We start from the raw sequence: 15,234 nt of genomic DNA, 5'->3' as shown, positions 1-15,234 counted from the left end.
TCCTAGAAAGTGTTGGGCTACTTGCCCGAGTTGTTTCCGCCGTTACCGCTGGCCGCACTCGACGTCGACGGCCAGTTCGACCCGGCCAGCCGATCCCGGTACCTCTTGTAGCCGTTGTCGTAGCCGTCCACGTCGATCTTCGTTCCCCCCGCGTGCGCACCCAGCACCACCAGCCAGGCGGGATACCGCAGGAACGTCAGGTCCTTGTCCCGATACACCGCAGTGGGATTCGCCTTCTTCGAGATATCCTTCTCGACCCGGGCCGGCGCATGCGTCGCGGTGTACACCTTCCCCCCGAGCTTGTCGTCCAGCTCGGCCGCCCGCTTGTACGTCTTCTCGATATAGGGCCGCGGATCATCCTTGTCCCCCAGCGAGTTCACCATCCCCGCAATGGCCACCCCGCCCACCAGCAGCGCCACCAGCCCTCCGGCAACGCAGGCCCAAACCCCTCTGGCTCCCCGCCCCTTCAGACGTATTCCGGCATACAGCGCCCCAATGAGTCCGAGCGCCGCCACCGAAAGCAGCCCAACCCAAACGAAAACCACCGCGATCTCTCCTCCCGCCGCGCCGCACTATACGGGAGACCCCTCGGTCGCTACCACCGGTTCGCCACAGCCGACGCGCCGACACGATCCCGGTGCGGCGGTAGCCTGGGTTCGGCGGTGGATGCCCCGGGACAGCGAGGTGATGGCTGCGGCGGGGCCGGTTTTCGCGGTGCTCATCGCCGAGTCGGAATTCCTTGTCGGGGAGCCGGTGTCGGCGAAGGGGCTGCCGATCTGAGCGGCTCGCCGCAGCCCGGGTGATTACGCGCCGTTGATTTCTATGCGGCGCGGTTTGGCGGCGTCGGACTTCGGGGCGCGCAGGGTGAGGACGCCTTCGCGCAGGGTTGCTTCGATGCGGTCGGGGTCGACGTTCTGCGGGAGGGTCACCCGATAGTCGAAGGCGCCGGTGCGGCGGGTCCGATGGCGGAAGACGCCCTCGCGTTCGGTCTCTTTCAGCTCACCGTGCACGCGGAGTTCGAGGCCGGAGACCTCGATATTGATGTCCCTTCTGTCGATGCCGGGGAGGTCCACTTCGACCACGTAGGCGTTGTCGGTCTCGGAAAGATCGGCCAAGGGCGCCCAGCGGCCGGGCATTTCGGCGCGCGGGCCGAACATCTCGTCCATGAAGCGGCTCATGCGGCCGAACAGATCGTCGAAGTCCCGGAACGGATCCCAGCGCGCCGGGGTGGATTGCGGATAGTGGGAGCGTGGAACGGGCAGAGACATCACGACTTCTTTCTCTCTGATCTCCAATCGGCCGCCCATGCATACGAACGGCCATCTCCATCCTTCCCCGCAGTCAGCGCTTCAAACAGCTTGCCGGAGTTCGATTCCGACCGTGCTGGTATGCCCATACCATTTCGCATGGTACGCTCGTACCATCAAATCGGAAGGGGAGATCATGGCGAGGATCGGGCGATTCACCAGCGAGGCGGCGAAGGCGGCGTTCTTGCGCGACTACGACGCTGCGGCCGCGAAGTGGCCGGTGCCATCGACCAACCTCGATGTTGAAACATCCTTTGGGACAACACGAGTGCGGAAGTCCGGAAGCGGGGACGGTGCACCGCTGGTGCTGCTGCCGGGGATCGGGGGCAATGGCCAGATCTGGCACCGGGTCATCGAGGAACTGGCCCGGGACCACGTCGTGTACACGCCGGATGTCATCGGATGGGCCGGACGGTGCGTGCAGACCGCGCCCGTGCGCGATGCGGAGGACGTCGCGACCTGGATGGCGGAGGTGTTCGATGGGCTCGGCGCCGAGCGCGTCCATCTGGCCGGAAACTCTCTGGGCGCCTGGCTGGCCGGAGCTGTCGCGGTGTATCGCACCGAGCGGCTGGCGAGCCTGACCATGATCGAGCCCAGCGCGGCCACGTTCGCCAAACCGCGTTTGAGCATGCTGCTCAAATTCCTCAAGGCGGGCATTCGGCCCACGCCGGAACGGATGCGGAAGTTCAACAAGTGGCTGATGCCCGGCTTCGAACTCACCGATGAGGAATTCGCTGTGGCCATGGGGGCCTTGAAGTTCCGGATGGCGATGCCCTGGGATCGACCGTTCACCGATGAGCAGCTGGCGGCCATGGCCGCGCCGAGTCTGGTGCTCTTCGGTGCGGAAACGGTCGTCGGCGATCCCGGACTCGCGGCGGCTCGCGCTCGCGCGCACATGCCGTCGGCCGAGGTCGAGATCTATCCGGGGATCGGGCATGACTTGCTCTGGGCGAATCCGGATCAGGTCATTCCCCGCTTCCTGAGCTTCACCGACGCCCACGACCCGGTCCGGGCCTGATCAACTGGTTGTCGCCCAGTGGTGAGTGGCGCCTCGATGGACGGCGGCGTAGATGCGGTCGCGCAACTCGTTGGCCTCGTGGTCGGTGAGGGTTCTGGTCAGGTCGCGCAGAACCACGGCGAGGAGCACGTTCTTCTGGTCCGGGCGGGCTCCGAGTCGCTCGAGAGCCTGCGGTGGGAGTTGCGAACAGGCTGTCTGGGTGAGGATCTCGACGGACTCGACATAATCCGCGTCGGGGCCGAGGGCGTCGCGCACGCGGTCGCCGAGGTCTTCGGCTCGGTCATCGTGGTCGACCGCGACGGAAAGGTCGCGGCGGATGGCGGGCATGGCGGATACGGGGCGGTAAGGGGCGAGGTCGGTCAGCTGGGCGGCCACCGCGGGATTGGTCGAGCGCAGTAGGCGGATATCGGTGATGCCCTTGCGCAGCATCAGGGTTCGATCCAGGCCCATGCCGAGGGCGAGTCCGCTGTAGGCGTGGTCCAGGCCCGCGCGGCGCAGTACGCGCGGGTCGGCCAGGCCGCACTCGGCTATCTCGACCCATTCGCCGGCGCGGGCCACATCGACCTGACGGCCGTGCACCGTGTAGGGGTGCACGCGGTCCTCGTACCGGTGCTGCGCGCCGGGCAGCACCGCGTCCATGAGGGCGGTGACCATGTCGTCGAGGTCCGCCGGGACCATGGGGACCGGACGGCGAGTGATGCGCCAGAGGTCGAGTTGGTGGGGCGTGCCGGTGTGCAGGCGGTCGATGCTGTCGCGGCGGTAGACGATCCCGGGACAGACCAGCAGCACGTCGTCGGCCGGGTCCTCGGCCAGGGCGCGCAGTGCGCCGGGGATCAGCGCGGTCGAATGGCTGCGCAGCATCCGGTGGTCGTCGACATAGCGGGTATAGCGGGCGTCGCGAGTGACATCGTCGGTGCGATAGCCGAGGTTGTCGTAGTTGTCGGTGACGGTGACGATGCGTTCGCCACGCCACCATCGGACGTCGCATTCCCATTGCCGCGCCAAGGAATCGACCGCGGCGCGGAGGACGAGTTGCAGAGCGTGCGGACCGGCTTCGGGATCGGTGAGATCGCGAATGGACAGATCGTGGGCGAGTTGGTCACTGGAGAGATGCGCGGGCATGACAGGCTCCTGGCCGAGAACGACGGGTGAATTCGGAGACCCCCGAAGCCCCGGGCTCGACCGCTGACCAAGATCTGTCGGCTCAGCGCGGTGAACGTGGCGACATCCGACCCCGGCGGCGCCCTTCGAGGGCTCGGGGGCCGGTAAATCGACGCACACGCATGACGACGGCCATGTCACTGACGGTAGCAGCGCGAGGCAAGGCATTTTCGCGTGTGCGGCGCCGGTGAACCCGGTCTCACACGCCCTTGACGGCGGTGCGATCCATGAAGCCGAACAGGTACCCGGCGACCCGGCGCATCTGGATTTCCTCCGCGCCCTCGGCGATTCGGTACCGGCGGTGGTGACGGTCGATGTGTCCGAAGCAGTTCGGCCAGCGCCTCCGGTAGTTCGGCTGCCGACGGTGGATTCTGCACGGCGACTCCCTCATCGGATCCCGCGCCCGGCATGGCACGCCGATCGGCCCCGCGTAGCCGGGTTCGGTGACCTCGATTCAGGCGCGCAGGTGCAGTCCGAAGCCCGTGCGGCCCGCGAGCTCCAGCCCCTCCTTCAGTTGCAGCGCGGGGATCTCGTAATCGCCGAAGTTCTGGCGCCGGAAGGGAATCGGCTCGGTCGACTCCAGGGTGAGCAGGCGTTCGACCCAGGCCTCGGCGATATCCGGGAAGTCCGCCTCGGTTATCCGGTCGACCCGGTACAGCACGAACGGCGGCAGCGCTTCGATGCCCGGGTAGTAGAGGATGCCGTGGTGGATCGGGAACAGCAGATCCTCGATGGGGCCGTTGATTCCGCGCGCGGCGTAATGCGATTCCGGGCCGCCGATGGTCACCGACAGCAGCGCCTTCCTACCCGCGAGCGTGCCTTCGCCGTAGCGCTCGCCGTACTTGGTTTCATTGTGTTCGCCGACGCCGTAAGCGAAACGGTAGGTGAACACCCGGTCCACCCAGCCCTTGAGGATCGCGGGCATCGTGTACCACCACAGCGGGAACTGGAAGATGATCGTGTCGGCCCACAGCAGCTTCTCCTGTTCGGCGCGGACATCCGGGGTGAGATTCCCGGTTTCGAAGGCCCGGCCCGAGTCCAGCGCGACCTTCAGCGGGCTCGACGCCTCGGGGCCGTAGTCCGCGGCATCCACGACCGGCTTCCAATTCATGGCGTACAGATCGCTCACCCGCACCTCGTGCCCGGCGGATTCCAGGGTGGACACCGCGAGGTCCTTCAGCGAGCTGTTGAGCGACTTCGGCTCCGGATGGGCGTGGACGATCAGCGTCTTCATGAGAACTCCTTGGGATCGGGTGCTTTCGATCCTGGGCGCCGCGACGTCCGCCGTTCAGGGGCGCTGCTTCCATCGGACAGGGCTTCCTGGTAACGACAGGACCACCTTCGCCGGCGCCACCGCGGCGATACTGGGGGTATGGACGATCTTGCGGGCTTCCTCCGCACCCGGCGTTCCCGCGTCGACCCGGCGGCCGTCGGCATCCCCACCGACAGGCACCGCCGAGTCGAAGGCCTGCGCCGCGAAGAGGTCGCACACCTGTCCGGCGTCAGCGTCGACTACTACGTCCGCCTCGAACAAGGCCGCGCCACCCAACCTTCCGAACAGGTCCTCGACGCCCTCGCCCGCGTCCTCGGCCTGGACGACACCGAACGCGGCCACCTCTACCGCCTGGCCCGCCAGCGCCGCCGCCCCGCCAAGACACCGGCCGGACGGCCACGCCCGGAACTCCTCCGCGTCCTGGACCTGGTCACCCACGCCCCCGCCCTCATCATGGATCACCGCCTCGACGTGATCGCCGGAAACCGCCTGGCCGCCCTTCTCTACGGCCGCCCCCTCCCCGGCCTCAACACCGCCCGCCACATCTTCCTGGAAGAAACCGAACGCGGCCTCTACGGCGAGTGGGAGAAATGCACCCTGGACGTGGTCGGCCACCTCCGCCTGGCCGCCGGCAAATACCCCGACGACCCCCGCCTCGCCTCCCTCATCGGCGAACTGGCCATGGGCAGCGACCGCTTCCGCCGCCTCTGGGCCCGCGCCGACGTCCGCGCCCGCACCCACGGCCCCAAGACCTACCACCACCCCCTGGTCGGCCTCCTCGAACTCCACCAGGAAAACTTCGCCCTCCCCGACGAATCCGGCATGGAACTCATCATCCTCTCCGCACCCCCCGCCAGCCCCACCGCAGACGCCCTCCACCTCCTGTCCACCCTCACCCCCACCACCCAAACCCCCCACCCCCGAGTCCCCAAGCAACCCAACAGAATCTGAAACCACCTCGACCGGGAACTGGTGGCGGCAAACCCCGAGAAGCCCCCACCACCAGTTCCCGGTCGGCGACGTTTCAATCGAGCTGAGGGCGACACGCTCGCGGGCCCCAGCTCGACGGGTGCACGGTCAGAGAGCACGAAATCGCCGCCGAGCGAGCGTCGTAACGGGTCCTGGCCGCGTCCGATGCAAAGGGCATGAAGGAGCGGGGCCCGTCGAACAGGGTCGGGTTCACCGGATTGCCGGCGTCCGGATCTGTGCCGGCGGGGAGGTTCACCAAGCATCGGAAGGCGTGGATCGCGGGTGGGACCGTGGCGGCGGCACTCTTTCTCGGCAGCATTGCGGACCGGGACGAGGAGCCCGGCCGCTCGCCGACGGTGCCGGGAAGCACGACGAGGGTTGCCGATCGGCCGGTCAGCAGCACAGCGATGGTGACGACGGCTTCGCCACATGTGACGACGACGTTCGTCCCAACGCTGCCTCCCATCGGACAACCCGCCCCACCACCGACGATCGAACGATCCGCTCCGCTTCTGCCATCGGCTGTCGAACAGCCTGCCGCGCCGCAGGCGGCAGTTCCTGCGCCACGGCCGGAGTGCGACCCGAACTACAGCGGATGCGTCCCGATCGCCTCGGATGTCGATTGTGCCGGTGGGAGTGGCAATGGCCCGGCGTATGTGGATGGTCCGATCAGCGTGATCGGCAGCGATATTTACGACTTGGATCGTGATCGTGACGGGATTGCCTGCGAGTGAGGCAGATTCACGACGGAAGCTTGATCCGGCGATTCGGAGGCGGGGGTGGTGAGGGGTGGCGCGGCCGTTGCCTTCCAGTGCGCCGCCCAGTTCCCCGCCGATACCGCCCGCTGGGGTTGTCTCGATCGTCCGCCCCGAGTTCGTCACCGCGGAACTGGCGTGCCTCCTCGGCTGACGACATCGGTGAGCGCGGCCATCAGGAAATCGTTGACGGCGTCGGTGCGTTCGAGTTGGACCAGGTGGCCGGCGCCGGGGACCTCCTGGACTCGGCGGAGGTCGGTGACATTGGCGCGGAGGGTGGCGAGGGGGTCGCGGCCGCTGAAACCTTCCATGTCGGGGTCGTTTTCGCCGTAGAGGAAGTAGGTGGGGACTTCGATCTTGGCGTCGGCGTAGGCGGCGGTGAGGTCCCAGTTGCGGTCGAGGTTGCGGTACCAGTTGAGGCCGCCGGTGAAGCCGGTGCGCTGGAAATCCTCGACGAGGGTGTCGAATTCGGCCTCGGAGAGCCACGGCCAGGGGAGGGCGGGGGCTTGCGGGAGGACGTCGAGGTAGCCGAGGCCCGGGGGGTTCTTCCAGGTGTCGAGGTAGTGGTAGTCGGCGCTGAGGGAGTAGTAGACGCGGGCCAGGAAGTCGCGGGGATCGGCGGCCAGTTCGGCGTCGGCGATGCCGGGGGTCTGGAAGTAGGACAGATGGAGGAAGTGGCGTTCGGCGGCCTTGGTCCAGAACGCTGACGGGGGACGCGGGGGGCGGGGAGCGAACGGGTTGTTCAGAACTACGACGCCGGCTACGCGCTCGGGATTGCGCAGGGACAGCTCCCAGACCAGCTGGGCGCCGAAATCCAGGCCCACGAAGACGGCTCGGTCCGCGCCGATGTCGTCGAGGAGGGCGAGGAGGTCGCCGATGACGGCCTCGTTGGTGTAGGCCGCCACGGCGACGGGGGCGTCGGTGCGGCCGTAGCCGCGCAGATCGGGGGCGAGGCCGCGGAAACCGGCGGCGGCGACCGCGGACAGCTGGCGGTGCCACATGAACCAGGTGTGCGGGAACCCGTGGCAGAAGACGACCGGGAAGCCCTCGCCTTGCTCCGCGACGTGCATGTGAACAGCCCCGGTGTCGAGGATCCTGTGCGTCAGCTCCACTGCTGCCTCCGTTTTCTAGAACACGTTCCTATTTCAAGGTAGTGTCCAGAGGTCGTGAGCGAAATACCCAAGATTCTCGCCGGGCGGGTCGCGGTGGTGACCGGGGCCAGCCGCGGCATCGGCAAGGGCATTGCCCTGGAGCTCGGCGCGGCGGGCGCGACCGTCTTCGTCACCGGGCGCACGACCACGCCCGGGCACCTGCCGGGCACGGTGCACGCCACGGCCGCCGAGATCGACGAGTTGGGCGGGACCGGGGTCGCGGTGGTGTGCGATCACCGCGACGACGCGGCGGTGGAGACGTTGTTCGATCGGGTGAAGTACGAGTGCGGACAGCTCGATGTGCTGGTCAACAACGTGTACAACTCCCCCGCCGCGGCGCGCTGGCTCGGGCGCAAATTCTGGGAGGTGCCGCCCAAGGCATGGGACGAGACCTTCGACATCGGGGTGCGATCGCATTATGTGGCAAGCGTTTTCGCCGCCCCGCTGCTGATCGGCTCCGGCGGGCTCATCGTGAACGTGTCTTCGCCCGGGGCGCAACGGTATATGCACAATGCGGTCTACGGCGTGGGCAAGACCGCGGTCGATCGCCTGACCGCCGATTTCGCCCACGATCTCGCCGATACCGGCGTCACGGCGGTGTCGCTGTGGCCCGGCATCGTGGATACCGAACTGCTGCAAATGGTTCCGGCCGACGAACAGGGCCGCCGCCTGGTCACCCTGCCCGGCGAGGGCACCTATGACCTGGCCGACGCGGAATCCCCGCGGTTCCCGGGGCGCGCGGTGGTGGCCCTGGCCGCCGACCCGGACCGGCGCAAACGCAGCGGCGCGGCCTGGAAGGTGGCCGATCTCGCCGAGAGCTACGGCTTCACCGACATCGACGGCCGCGTCCCCCGCGCCGACTGACGACCAAAGACGTTCCCGGAGAACAGGAGTACAAGATAGTGATGCGACGCGTTTTCGTCGTGGGCGTGCACATGACGCCGTTCGTGAAGATCGCCTCCCGCGACTGGACCTATACGGAGATGGTCGGCGAGGCCGTGCGCGGGGCGCTCGGCGATGCGGGCGTCGGCTACGACACGGTGCAGCGCGCCGCCGTCGGCTACGTCTTCCAGCCCTCGGCCGCGGGACAGCGGGCCCTGTACGACATTGGGCTGACCGGGATTCCGGTGGTCAATGTGAACAACAACTGCGCCACCGGGTCGACCGCGCTCATGCTCGCCCGGGAATGGGTCGGCAGCGGAATCGTGGATGTGGCGCTGGCGGTGGGCTTCGAGCAGATGACCAAGGAGTCCATGGCCGGGCCAGCGACCAAGCCGAAGGCCACCACCGTGGACCCGCATCTGAAGGTCATGCGCGAGCAGTACGACTTCAGCCAGGCGCCGATCACCACGCAGTTCTTCGGCAATGCCGCCATCGAGCACATGAAGCGCTACGGCACCACGCCCGAGCAGCTGGCGGCGGTCGCGGTGAAGAATCACGAGCACTCCACGCGAAACCCGCTGGCGCAGTTCCAGGATGCGTACACCCTCGAGCAGGTGCTGACCGACAAGCCGGTGCACGGGCCGCTGACGCGCTCGCAGTGCTCCCCCATGTCCGACGGTGCGGCGGCGGCCGTGGTGGTCAGCGAGGAGTTCGTGCGCGCACACGGACTGGAGGGACAGGCCATCGAAATCCTGGCCCAGGAGCTCGCCACCGACGACGCGACCTCCTTCTCCACCGGATCCATGATCGATGTGGTCGGCGCGCCCATGACCCGCGCGGCGGCCGGAAAGGTGTTCGCCACCGCGGGAATCGGCATCAATGACGTCGATGTGATCGAGTTGCACGACTGCTTCAGCATCAACGAGCTCATCACCTACGAGGCGCTGGGCCTGTGCGGGGAAGGCGAATCCGGTGCGCTCGTGGAATCCGGCGCCACCACCTACGGCGGCGCCTGGGTGGTGAATCCGTCCGGCGGGCTCATCTCCAAGGGGCATCCGCTCGGCGCCACCGGGCTGGCGCAGGCCACCGAATTGTCCTGGCAGCTGCGCGGACTCGCGGGCGAGCGGCAGGTGGCGGGCGCGCGCACCGCCCTCGCGCACAATCTCGGACTCGGCGGGGCGGTGGTCGTCACCCTCTACGCCGCCGGCACGCTCTGACAGCACTATTCGCAGGGAATGGAAACGCAATGACCACAATCGATCCCGAGACCCGGCTGCGGATGCCCGTGCACAATGGCCACGCGCTGGTCGCCGGACTGCGGCGGCATCGCAATCGGCCGGTGCTCACCCTGGGCGACGCCATCCTCACCGGCGGTGAGGTGCTCGATGCCATCAGCCGCTACATCGCCGCGTTCGCCGAGCACGGGGTGGGGACCGGGACGCCGGTGGGCGTGCTCGCGCTGAACCGCCCGGAAGTCCTGTTCACCATTGGCGCGGGGCAGATCGTGGGTTCGCGGCGGACCGCGCTGCACCCCATCGGCGGTCTGGACGATCACGCGTATGTGCTCGCCGACGCCGGGATCTCGACGCTCATCCTGGATCCGGTGCCCGCCTTCGTGCAGCGCGCCCGGGAACTGGTCGACCTGGTCCCCGGACTCAACAAGGTGCTGGTGCTGGGGCCGGTGCCGGAGGCGCTCGCCGATGTGGGCATCGATCTGCTGGCCGCGGCCGACAGCTACGCGCCGCAGCCGGTCGAGGCCGCCGAACTGCGGCCGGATGATGTCATTTCCATCAGCTACACCGGCGGCACCACGGGCAAGCCGAAGGGCGTCATCGGCACATCGCAGTGCATGTCCGCCATGACGCAGATCCAGCTGTCGGAATGGGAATGGCCCAAGCATCCGAAATTCCTGATCTGCACGCCGCTTTCGCATGCGGGCGCGGCCTTCTTCCTGCCGGTCGTGCTGCTCGGCGGCCAATGCGTGGTGCTGCCGCGCTTCGATGCCGGAGAAGTATTGCGCGCCATCGAGGAACACAAGATCTCGGCCACCATGCTGGTGCCGTCCATGCTGTACGCGCTGCTGGATCACCCGGATTCGAAGACCCGGGACCTGTCGTCGCTGGAGACGGTCTACTACGGGGCTTCGGCCATCGATCCGAATCGCCTGCAGGAGGCCATCGATCGCTTCGGGCCGATCTTCGCGCAGTACTTCGGGCAGTCCGAGGCGCCCATGGCCATCAGCTATCTGGCCAAGGACGAGCACGACAAGGAACGGCTGACCTCCTGCGGCCGGCCCTCCACCGCCATCCGGGTGGCGCTACTGGACGACAAGGACAATCCCGTCGCCCCCGGCGAGGTCGGTGAGATCTGCGTGTCCGGACCGCTGCTCGCCGCGGGCTACCTGAATCTGCCCGAGATCACCGCGGACACCTTCAAGAACGGCTGGCTGCGCACCGGCGACCTGGCCCGGCAGGATGAGGACGGCTTCCTCTTCATTGTCGGCCGCAGCAAGGACATGGTCGTGACCGGCGGCTTCAACGTCTTCCCCCGCGAGGTGGAAGACGTTGTCTCCGAACATCCCAAGGTGCACAATGTGGCCGTCGTCGGCGTGCCCGACGCGCACTGGGGTGAGGCCGTCACCGCCGTGCTGGTGCTCGATCCGGACACCGCCGCCGATCCGGACGCGGTGGCGACGGTGACCGCCGAGATCCAACAGGCCGTCAAGCAGCGCAAGGGTTCCGTGCAGGTGCCCAAGCACGTCCTCGTCATCGACGAGCTGCCGCTCACCGGCCTGGGCAAGCCCGATAAGAAGGCCGTCCGCGTGATCGCTCAGGAACGCCTGGGCATCGCCTGATCAGCAAGGCGTGATCGAGCGCCCCAACAACGCTCGATCACGCCTGCTCGGCGCGAGGTGGAGCCGCCCGCACGGTGCGTATCAGTTCGACGCCCCGGCGGGCACTGGCTGCTCCGGTCTCCACCACCGCACGAGTCACGAAGTGCCCCACTGCCGTCACGATAAACATGACGGCGATGAGAATCGGCGCGTACTCCCACGTCAGCGCCAGCATCATGCGCTCGAAGGTGCCGCGCGGCTCCACCACCGGCTCCCAGCTGTTGAGCCGCACCCAGCGGCCCAGGAAAACGCCTATCGCGCACAGGAAATGGACCGCGATCGTCACCGGCGTCCGCCACGACGACAGCCCCGAGCGGTCCAGGAACCGGCCCATCTCTCTGAGCACCAGGTAGTAGGCCAGGAATCCGGAGGCGATGAACGCCCCGTACACCGGCAGCACCGTGCTCACCACCGGCCCGTCCCCCACCGCCCGCACGTCATCGCGCAGATGCACGAGATCGGTCACCACGTACGGCGCATTCGGCAGGAACAGCACGATCAACACGACCCCGGCCCACCACACCGGCGACACCGGCAACCGCCCGGCTCTCGCGGTGCCCAGCCGGAAGACCAGCAGCGCCAACGCCACCGGAATCCACGCCAGCATCGTGTTCCACGCCAACCAGAAGAAGTTGCGGCCCGAGACCCCCGAGAGGCTCCGCGCAACCGCATCCACCAAGTCCATGCCGATCATCATGCCCACACCGCGGGCCGATCCGCCCCCGGTTATCCGCCCGCAGCGCGGATCCACACAGAACCCACACAAACCGGGCACACAACCACCGCGCTACGAACCCGCCCCCGCCTGTTCGACAGCGAACGTAGCCCCGGCACACGTCAACCGGGCGCCGCAATCATGCGGCGCCCGGTGCAAAGTCTGTGCTCAGCGCGTCAGGAGAACTTGATCTCGAGCCCGATGCCGAGAATCGAGATCAACCAGATCACACCGATGAAGATGGTGATGCGGTCGAGGTTCTTCTCGACGACGGTGGAACCCGACAGGCTGGACTGCACGCCGCCACCGAAAAGGCTGGACAGACCTCCACCCTTCGCGCGGTGCAGCAGCACCAGCAGCACCAGCAGCACGCTGGTGATGATCAGGAGGATATCCAGGAACATGCGCATGCCGGAGATTGTATGCGGTAGTCACAAAGGCCCTCGCATTCACCCTGGTTGCAGCCTCAACATCGGGCGTCGCCGCATCGCCGACGGCCCGCGCCCGGATGCTGAACAGTTGCCCAGTCTGTTTTCAACGCTTTGAACGATCATGTGGTCCGCCGAATCCCCTAGCGGAGCCGAGAGCGGCGCCGCCGGGAGATCCCCCGATCAGGAGTGTTATTTGAAGTAACACACATCACCCCCTAATCGATTTTCATCGCATAGGAACCCACCGTCACCGCCGGTATTGTCGGCGTTCGCCAGTCGACCCCAGGACTGCTGCGGGGTCCCTGGGGCCGACTCGGCGCGAGCCGAGCACCCCCTTCGCATCGGCTCGCAGTCGCCCCACGGGTTGGTCCTGCAACTACCCGGACGGCATCTCGGATAGTCGGTATCTCAGCGGGAACGCGTGCCCGCTGAGATACCGACGCCACTGGACCGACCCCGGCCAGGGTCGACCGACCATCGCGGCGGTGGCCGGATTCGAACCGGCGACCTTCAGATCGGCAGGTGCAGCAATGCGGGACCATGCATCGCGGAAGGCGTATCGGCGAGCACAGGTTCGAGTATCGGGGCGGTTCCGCGTTCGATGACGACGCCGACCCATGCGCGACGATCCTTCGGATACGTTGCCGCAGTGCGGATTCCTACGGTCTGTCGAGCGGGGCGGCGGACGGGAGTTCGGAGGACGCATCCTCCAGCCGATAACGGCCCGCGCCGCCTGCTATGGCAAGTTCACCCTGCATCTGCCCGCCCCGTTCGGGTGCGCACTACTTCGCCGGGTCTCGAAGCCGATCGAATGCTCGACGCGATCCACATCCGCCCCGTCCAAGGGTGGCGATGAGCTCATCGCGGTCGGAGCCGAGCGTCGTAGTGGCGCTCTGCCGCAATGCTCCTGGCACAGGAGCTCGCTTCACGGAGCAAGGCCGACCAGATCAGCGCTCGCCCGCCACAATCGTTCGCAACGTTCGGGGTCGGTGACGTGGGACGGGGAGTCGACGGGGGCGCGGTCCACATAGAAGCGGCCGGAAACGCCCTCCACCTCCGGTGAAGTGGCCAACCACACTGGAGTCTGCGCACCGACGTCAGGGCCGGGCAGGTTCGCCGGATCGGACCGGCCGTGCTCCCACCGCCCGACGCCAGGCTGCGGGCCGGGCTGAGGCAGAATCCCGTCGCGATGGGCCTGCACGATAATCGGGCCGAGACCGGGTGCCTCCCCGCCCAGCCCCGTTCCCGCGATCGTGCCGGGATGGCAGACGTTGACGGTTAAGCCGGTCCCCGCCGAGCGCCGGGCGAGAGTGTGAACAAACATCGTGGTCATGTTCTTGCTGCGCGCATAGCCGTAGTACGGCCACAGACCGGCGTGCGAGCCCAGGCTTTCGGGATCCGACCACGTGATGTCATCCAGGTCGACCGGCTCGTGCGCGAGCAGGACCGGGTCGGAGCCGATGGCTATCAACCTGGCTCGATCCAAGGTCTCGGACAGGATCCGCAGCAGCAAATACGGTGCCAGATAGTTGATGGTCAGCATCCGTGGCAGGCCATCGGGTGTCATTCGATCCACCGGCGCCACCACTGCGGCGTTACTGACGACAACATCCGGCGGCGGCCCGCTCGACAGCAGGTCGGCGAGATCGCGTACCTGATCGAGTTCCGCCAGATCGGTTCGCACCAGGACCAGATCCGCGCCGGGCACGGCCGCCGCAATCCGTTCCCGAGCCGCCTGTAGCCGAGAATCACTGCGGCCCACCAGCGTTACCGTCCGGTCAGGTCCGGCGAGGCGACTCGCGATCGCCTCGCCGATCCCATTGGTCGCACCTGTCACGACCGCGTGCTTCACAGCGCTCCCTCGAAAATCGTTGTGCTCACGCGAAATCGGCGACCCGCGGATAGATCTCATCGGGGGGCAGCTGCCCGGCCTCCAGATCCGCCCACTGGTGGCCCGGATGCGGCCGGTAGGTCGCCTCCACATCGGTGTAGGTGGTGATGAAGGCGACGCGGTCGGCCTGAGAAGTGTTGCCACCCGCGGTATGTCCGGTCCGCCACTGATGGAAAGTGGCGTCTCCGGCGCGCAGCGGGACAGTGACCCGTCGATCCCAGGTGAGCCCCGGGTAGGTATCGAAGAGGTAGGACTCGGGGTTCTCCTGCGCGGCGGTCAGCGGAGCGCGGAACGGTTCCGGGCGCCGGTGCGAGCCGGGAATGAAAGTCATACAACCACGTTCGACCGGAACATCGACCAACGCGATCCACGCGTTCAGCAGCAGACGGCCCTCCAGTGGCGCCAGCGTCAGATCGTCGTGCCACGTGGTCGGCATCGCATCGCCGGGCGACTTGACGAGCGTCTCGCCACCCCATACGCGCAACGAAAGACCGGACAACTGCTCGGCGATCGCGCCGATCCGGGGATGGCGGGCGAGACTTCGCAGCACCTCGTTGTTGCGGAAGGCATCCTTGGTAATCCGGACCGCCGTCACCCCGACCTTCATTCCCATGCCGGCCACCACACCGGTGCGCTCGATCTCCGCCAGCGCCGCCTCCCGGTAATGCGCCACTTCCTCCGCGGTGAGCACATTCGGGATGTGTGTGAAGCCGTCCTCCCTGAACTGCGTGACATAGCGCTGGTCAACCGCGTCCGATCGCGTCTGGTTACTCGTCTGGGTCACGCCG

General features: G+C 67.3%; 15 protein-coding genes. 6 read left to right on the top strand and 9 right to left on the bottom strand.

The features are described from left to right. Nucleotides 1-17: 17 nt before the first annotated feature. Nucleotides 18-419 carry a DUF4247 domain-containing protein gene (locus ACYQ5L_RS16155; RefSeq protein WP_459958333.1) on the bottom strand — a complete coding sequence of 134 codons (402 nt, stop codon included), beginning with the start codon at nt 417-419 and terminating at the stop codon, nt 18-20. Nucleotides 420-803: 384 nt separating this feature from the next. Continuing rightward, nucleotides 804-1,268: an Hsp20/alpha crystallin family protein gene (locus ACYQ5L_RS16150; protein ID WP_459958332.1), complete on the bottom strand. Its 465-nt coding sequence runs from the start codon at nt 1,266-1,268 to the stop codon at nt 804-806. A 37-nt stretch (nt 1,269-1,305) separates the two neighbouring features. On the opposite strand from ACYQ5L_RS16150, the gene ACYQ5L_RS16145 reads away from it, so the two are divergent. Further along, nucleotides 1,306-2,325, top strand: a complete 1,020-nt coding sequence (locus ACYQ5L_RS16145; protein ID WP_459958331.1) for an alpha/beta fold hydrolase — start codon at nt 1,306-1,308, stop codon at nt 2,323-2,325. Here ACYQ5L_RS16145 and srmL read toward each other — a convergent pair whose 3' ends face one another. Both srmL and ACYQ5L_RS16135 read right to left on the bottom strand, forming a co-directional pair. Beyond that, nucleotides 2,326-3,447 (bottom strand): PheS-related mystery ligase SrmL, encoded by a 1,122-nt coding sequence (srmL, locus tag ACYQ5L_RS16140; RefSeq protein WP_459958329.1) that lies wholly within the window; start codon nt 3,445-3,447, stop codon nt 2,326-2,328. A 493-nt stretch (nt 3,448-3,940) separates the two neighbouring features. After that, nucleotides 3,941-4,720, bottom strand: a complete 780-nt coding sequence (locus ACYQ5L_RS16135; protein ID WP_459958326.1) for an NAD(P)H-dependent oxidoreductase — start codon at nt 4,718-4,720, stop codon at nt 3,941-3,943. A 138-nt stretch (nt 4,721-4,858) separates the two neighbouring features. Here ACYQ5L_RS16135 and ACYQ5L_RS16130 point away from each other — a divergent pair, with 138 nt between their 5' ends. Next, nucleotides 4,859-5,710 (top strand): helix-turn-helix transcriptional regulator, encoded by an 852-nt coding sequence (locus ACYQ5L_RS16130; RefSeq protein ID WP_459958324.1) that lies wholly within the window; start codon nt 4,859-4,861, stop codon nt 5,708-5,710. 308 nt (nt 5,711-6,018) lie between these two features. Then, nucleotides 6,019-6,462: a hypothetical protein gene (locus ACYQ5L_RS16125; RefSeq protein WP_459958322.1), complete on the top strand. Its 444-nt coding sequence runs from the start codon at nt 6,019-6,021 to the stop codon at nt 6,460-6,462. 143 nt (nt 6,463-6,605) lie between these two features. Here ACYQ5L_RS16125 and ACYQ5L_RS16120 read toward each other — a convergent pair whose 3' ends face one another. Further along, entirely contained in the window at nt 6,606-7,595 is a 990-nt protein-coding gene (locus tag ACYQ5L_RS16120; RefSeq protein WP_459958321.1) for an alpha/beta fold hydrolase, read from the bottom strand. A 54-nt stretch (nt 7,596-7,649) separates the two neighbouring features. Between ACYQ5L_RS16120 and ACYQ5L_RS16115 the strand changes: the two genes are divergently transcribed. Genes ACYQ5L_RS16115 through fadD8 form a run of 3 tightly spaced genes read left to right on the top strand, consistent with a single transcriptional unit; the run spans nt 7,650 to nt 11,370 of the window. Next, nucleotides 7,650-8,498, top strand: coding sequence for an SDR family NAD(P)-dependent oxidoreductase (locus ACYQ5L_RS16115; RefSeq protein ID WP_459958319.1), 849 nt, complete (start codon nt 7,650-7,652; stop codon nt 8,496-8,498). Between the two features lie 41 nt (nt 8,499-8,539). Next, on the top strand, nt 8,540-9,733 hold the full coding sequence (locus ACYQ5L_RS16110; RefSeq protein WP_459958318.1) for a thiolase C-terminal domain-containing protein: 1,194 nt from the start codon (nt 8,540-8,542) through the stop codon (nt 9,731-9,733). A gap of 29 nt (nt 9,734-9,762) precedes the next feature. Next, a complete protein-coding gene (fadD8, locus tag ACYQ5L_RS16105; RefSeq protein WP_459958317.1) occupies nt 9,763-11,370 on the top strand; it encodes a fatty-acid--CoA ligase FadD8 in 1,608 nt (535 codons plus the stop codon). Nucleotides 11,371-11,407: 37 nt separating this feature from the next. Here the strand turns inward: fadD8 and ACYQ5L_RS16100 are convergent, their stop codons facing one another. The 4 genes from ACYQ5L_RS16100 to ACYQ5L_RS16085 all read right to left on the bottom strand — a co-directional run bounded on the left by ACYQ5L_RS16100 (nt 11,408) and on the right by ACYQ5L_RS16085 (nt 15,230). Then, on the bottom strand, nt 11,408-12,094 hold the full coding sequence (locus tag ACYQ5L_RS16100; RefSeq protein ID WP_459958314.1) for a DUF1361 domain-containing protein: 687 nt from the start codon (nt 12,092-12,094) through the stop codon (nt 11,408-11,410). Between the two features lie 206 nt (nt 12,095-12,300). Further along, nucleotides 12,301-12,534 (bottom strand): preprotein translocase subunit SecG, encoded by a 234-nt coding sequence (gene secG, locus ACYQ5L_RS16095; RefSeq protein WP_067545013.1) that lies wholly within the window; start codon nt 12,532-12,534, stop codon nt 12,301-12,303. 946 nt (nt 12,535-13,480) lie between these two features. Next, nucleotides 13,481-14,467: an SDR family NAD(P)-dependent oxidoreductase gene (locus ACYQ5L_RS16090; RefSeq protein WP_459958310.1), complete on the bottom strand. Its 987-nt coding sequence runs from the start codon at nt 14,465-14,467 to the stop codon at nt 13,481-13,483. Continuing rightward, a complete protein-coding gene (locus ACYQ5L_RS16085) occupies nt 14,433-15,230 on the bottom strand; it encodes a phytanoyl-CoA dioxygenase family protein (protein ID WP_459958306.1) in 798 nt (265 codons plus the stop codon). The genes ACYQ5L_RS16090 and ACYQ5L_RS16085 overlap by 35 nt, the downstream gene beginning before the upstream one ends. Nucleotides 15,231-15,234 lie beyond the last annotated feature (4 nt).

This window comes from Nocardia sp. IFM 10818 (genome assembly GCF_054655275.1).
The sequence above is the reverse complement of the archived record's forward strand: the minus strand, read 5'-3'. Positions and strand labels throughout refer to the sequence as shown.

Bases quoted from the DNA above. Each gene is read 5' to 3' on its own strand.
- ACYQ5L_RS16090 (WP_459958310.1), bottom strand. From the start codon at position 14,467: ATGAGATCTATCCGCGGGTCGCCGATTTCGCGTGAGCACAACGATTTT.
- ACYQ5L_RS16145 (WP_459958331.1), top strand. From the start codon at position 1,306: ATGCATACGAACGGCCATCTCCATCCTTCCCCGCAGTCAGCGCTTCAA.
- ACYQ5L_RS16150 (WP_459958332.1), bottom strand. From the start codon at position 1,268: ATGTCTCTGCCCGTTCCACGCTCCCACTATCCGCAATCCACCCCGGCG.
- ACYQ5L_RS16110 (WP_459958318.1), top strand. From the start codon at position 8,540: ATGCGACGCGTTTTCGTCGTGGGCGTGCACATGACGCCGTTCGTGAAG.
- fadD8 (WP_459958317.1), top strand. From the start codon at position 9,763: ATGACCACAATCGATCCCGAGACCCGGCTGCGGATGCCCGTGCACAAT.
- ACYQ5L_RS16100 (WP_459958314.1), bottom strand. From the start codon at position 12,094: ATGGACTTGGTGGATGCGGTTGCGCGGAGCCTCTCGGGGGTCTCGGGC.
- ACYQ5L_RS16130 (WP_459958324.1), top strand. From the start codon at position 4,859: ATGGACGATCTTGCGGGCTTCCTCCGCACCCGGCGTTCCCGCGTCGAC.
- ACYQ5L_RS16135 (WP_459958326.1), bottom strand. From the start codon at position 4,720: ATGAAGACGCTGATCGTCCACGCCCATCCGGAGCCGAAGTCGCTCAAC.
- secG (WP_067545013.1), bottom strand. From the start codon at position 12,534: ATGCGCATGTTCCTGGATATCCTCCTGATCATCACCAGCGTGCTGCTG.
- srmL (WP_459958329.1), bottom strand. From the start codon at position 3,447: ATGCCCGCGCATCTCTCCAGTGACCAACTCGCCCACGATCTGTCCATT.